This window comes from Arthrobacter sp. Y3225116 (genome assembly GCF_059091245.1).
The window spans coordinates 1-3,878 of the sequence record NZ_JBNHGL010000259.1; the positions used below are offsets into that span (position 1 = coordinate 1).

General features: G+C 68.0%; 4 protein-coding genes. All 4 read left to right on the forward strand.

Annotation, left to right across the window (positions count from 1 at the left end; all coding sequences use genetic code 11):
* The first annotated feature begins 135 nt into the window (after nt 1-135).
* The 4 genes from AC5RV2_RS15675 (at nt 136) to AC5RV2_RS15690 (ending at nt 3,828) form a co-directional block, all read left to right on the forward strand.
* Nucleotides 136-525, forward strand: coding sequence for a DUF3499 domain-containing protein (locus AC5RV2_RS15675; protein ID WP_494001441.1), 390 nt, complete (start codon nt 136-138; stop codon nt 523-525).
* Between the two features lie 125 nt (nt 526-650).
* Nucleotides 651-884, forward strand: a complete 234-nt coding sequence (locus tag AC5RV2_RS15680; RefSeq protein ID WP_494093101.1) for a Trm112 family protein — start codon at nt 651-653, stop codon at nt 882-884.
* Between the two features lie 10 nt (nt 885-894).
* Nucleotides 895-2,388: an adenosylhomocysteinase gene (gene ahcY, locus AC5RV2_RS15685; RefSeq protein WP_494068194.1), complete on the forward strand. Its 1,494-nt coding sequence runs from the start codon at nt 895-897 to the stop codon at nt 2,386-2,388.
* 195 nt (nt 2,389-2,583) lie between these two features.
* Nucleotides 2,584-3,828, forward strand: a complete 1,245-nt coding sequence (locus AC5RV2_RS15690) for a L,D-transpeptidase (RefSeq protein ID WP_494093102.1) — start codon at nt 2,584-2,586, stop codon at nt 3,826-3,828.
* Nucleotides 3,829-3,878 lie beyond the last annotated feature (50 nt).

Here is a 3,878-nt window from a genome sequence, read left to right on the forward strand (position 1 = left end):
GCATCCGGCCCCGGCGGCGGTGCGCCGAAGCGTCCGGCGGGCGGCGTCCGCGCGACCCGATTGTGACCTAATCTTCCCGCACCGCCCCGCGCCGGTGGTCGGGAAGGAGGGAGGCCCGGAGTAGGATGCATTCTCGTGGGATCCATTCGTCAATGTTCACGCTCGGCCTGTCAGCGGTCGGCCATCGCTACTTTGACGTACGTGTATGCCGATTCCACCGCCGTGCTGGGCCCGCTGGCAACCTACGCCGAGCCCCACTGCTACGACCTGTGTGCCGAGCACGCCGAACGGCTGACCGTGCCCCGCGGCTGGGAAGTCATGCGGCTGGCCCTGCCCGAGCAGGCACCGGTCCCCAACCCCGACGACCTGTTGGCCCTCGCCGACGCCGTGCGCGAGGCGGCCCGCACTCCAGAGGTGCCCGACGAGGCGCCCCAGCCGCGCGGCCAGCGCGAGCCGTTGGAACCTCCCGCGGGTGCCGCAGGCACCCGACGCGGGCACCTGCGCATTCTGCGCGGACAACCCTAGGGCGATACGCTGGGAGACGGGCAGCGCGCCGTGCCGGCAACCTGCCGTCCGCGGCGAAGCCCCGCGCCGCCGGCCGCCGGAAGCGGACGCAGCCAAAGCTGCTGGAGATCAAAGGACACCATCGCATGGCACATCTGACCCCCGAACTGCTGGCGGTTTTGCGCTGCCCGGCTACCGGTTCATCACTGGTCCAGGAGGGCGACGAACTGCTCTCGACCGGCCGCACCGCCGCCGGAGACCGGCTGCACTACCGGATCGAAGACGGCATCCCCGTGCTGCTCCCGCACACCGCCCCCGCCAGGGGCGCCCTTGATTCAACCAACGACGGCGCCGCCGCCGGTTCCGCTGACGACGCTTAGGAGCATGACTGTGACGTTCGATTACAAGGTCAAGGACCTCTCGCTGGCAGCTGCCGGCCGCCACCAGATCCGCCTGGCGGAGCACGAGATGCCGGGCCTGATGGCCCTGCGCGCAGAGTTCGGCGAGGCCCAGCCCCTGGCCGGCGCCAGGATTGCCGGTTCCCTGCACATGACGGTGCAGACCGCGGTCCTGATCGAAACGCTGACCGCGCTCGGAGCGGAGGTCCGCTGGGCCTCCTGCAACATCTTCTCCACCCAGGACGAGGCCGCAGCCGCCGTCGTGGTGGGCAACGGCACGCCGGAGGAACCGCAGGGCGTTCCGGTCTTCGCCTGGAAGGGTGAAACGCTCGAAGAGTACTGGTGGACGGCGGAGCAGATCCTGACCTGGCCCGGTGCCGACGGGAATCCCGAGCTGGGGCCGAACATGATTCTGGACGACGGCGGCGACGCCACCCTGCTGCTGCACAAGGGCGTCGAATTCGAGGCCGCCGGCGCCGTCCCCTCGGCCACCGCGGAGGACCCGCACGAGTACACCATCATCCTGGACGTGCTGCGCGCCTCGCTGGCCAAGGACCCGCAGAAGTTCACCCGGGTCGCCGCCGGCATCCGCGGCGTCACCGAGGAAACCACCACCGGCGTGCACCGGCTCTACCAGCTGGCGGAGCAGGGCCAGCTGCTGTTCCCGGCGATCAACGTCAACGACGCGGTGACCAAGTCCAAGTTCGACAACAAGTACGGCATCCGCCATTCGCTGCCGGACGGCATCAACCGGGCCACCGACGTTCTGATGGGCGGCAAGACCGCCGTGGTCTGCGGGTACGGCGACGTCGGCAAGGGCGCGGCCGAGGCGCTGCGCGGCCAGGGCGCCCGCGTCGTCGTCACCGAGATCGACCCGATCTGTGCGCTGCAGGCCGCGATGGACGGCTACCAGGTCACCACCCTGGACAAGGTCGTGGGCGAGGGCCACATCTTCATCACCACCACCGGCAACAAGGACGTCATCATGGCGTCCGACATGGTGAAGATGCGCGACAAGGCCATCGTGGGCAACATCGGCCACTTCGACAACGAAATCGACATGGCGGGCCTGGCCGGCGTCGAGGGCGTGGAGAAGGTGGAGATCAAGCCGCAGGTGCACGAATGGGTTTTCGATGCCGGGCTGGCGACCGAGCGCTCCATCATCGTGCTCTCCGAGGGCCGCCTGCTGAACCTGGGCAACGCCACCGGGCACCCTTCGTTCGTCATGAGCAACTCGTTCGCCAACCAGACCATCGCGCAGATCGAGCTGTTCACCAAGCACGGCAAGCCGGCCGAGGATTCGGCCACCGGCGAGCCCGAGTACGCCAACCAGGTCTACGTGCTGCCGAAGGTGCTCGACGAGAAGGTCGCCCGGCTGCACCTGGACGCGCTCGGCGTCGAACTCACCGAACTGACCAAGGAACAGGCCGAGTACCTGGGCGTGGACGCCGCCGGCCCGTACAAGCCGGACCACTACCGCTACTGATCCAGGCCGGAGGGCCGACGGCGGGGCGCCCCGTCCCGCCGTTGGCCGTCCGGTGAAATGGTTACCGGATTGTTGGGCGGGCTCGCCCGCAATAACCCGTGCCTTCGGCGGTGCCCGCCCTACGATGGAAGCAGGGTGCTGTCGTGCCCTTCAGCGGCGACCGCCTGCCGCCGGGGTCTCGTGAGTTGGGTTGGGATGACTGAGGAACAGAAGAAGCGCAAGGGCCTTAAGATCGCCCTGCTGTGCATCGTCGGAGTGCTGGTGGCTGCCGCCGCGGCCGTCACGGCAGCAACCATGGCGTCGCCCACGTTCGGTGCCCAGTTGGGACGGGTGTTCGCCGCCGCCCCGGCCGAGCGGCAGGGCTTCTCCGCGCCGGTCGTCAAGGAGATGTCGGTCGGTGTCACCCCGGCAGACAAAGCCGTGGAGGTCAATCCCGCCACCGTGGCCACCATCACCGCCAAGAACGCCTCCATCAAGGATGTGGCGTTGGCGCCGGCAAAGGGCGGCGAACCGATCGCCGGGGAGCTGTCCGACGACGGCAGCGTCTGGAAGGCGACGGAACGACTGGACTTCCTGACCGAATACGAGTTCAACTACACCCTCGTGGACCGCGCCGGCACCGAGACCGCGAAGCAGCAGACCTTCACCACCGTGCTCGCACCCAACCAGGCCGACGGCTGGATGTACCCGCTGGACGGGCAAAGCGTGGGCATCGCCCAGCCGCTGGAGTTCAACTTCAGCGAACCCGTGCTCAACAAGGAAGCGGTGGAGGAGGCCATCGCCATCACCACCTCCGCCGGGCAGAAGGGCGAGTTCTACTGGTACTCGGACACCAAGGCCCGCTTCCGCGCGGAAAGATACTGGGAGCCGAACAGCACGGTGACCGTGGACATGAAACTGTTCGGCGTGGAGTTCGGCAACGACATGATCGGCATGAACGACGAGAAGATCACCGTCAACATCCTCGATGACCGCCGGGCGATCGTGGACAACAAGACCAAGACCATGAAGATCTACGTGGGCGGCGAGCTGGCCAAGACCTTCCCGGTGACGCTGGGCGACCCGAACTGGCCGTCCAGCAAGGGCATCCACCCGATCATGGACATGCATAAGTCGCTGCCGTTCAACCCGCGCAGCATCGGGCTCAAACCGGGAGACCCGGACTGGTACGAGCCGTTCGACGCCAAGTACGCCAGCCGGTTGAGCAACAGCGGCGAGTTCGTCCACACCACCCTGGACCCCTCGGCCCTGGGCGTGCGCAACATTTCCCACGGTTGCGTGGGCATGTCCGAAGCCGGCGCCCGGTACTTCTACGAGACCATGCGGACCGGGGACATCGTGGATATCCGCAACACCGACGGCGGTTTCCTGGACCCGACGGACGGCTTCGGGGACTGGAACGTGGACTGGAAGACCTGGACGTCGCAGGACAAGGGGTAGCCGTCCCGCGGCCGGCGGCCCGGTGGCGGGCGGGCGGACCGCGCGGCCGG

Excerpts from the sequence above, each read along its gene's own strand:
- AC5RV2_RS15680 (WP_494093101.1), top strand. The coding sequence starts at position 651 with ATGGCACATCTGACCCCCGAACTGCTGGCGGTTTTGCGCTGCCCGGCT.
- AC5RV2_RS15690 (WP_494093102.1), top strand. The coding sequence starts at position 2,584 with ATGACTGAGGAACAGAAGAAGCGCAAGGGCCTTAAGATCGCCCTGCTG.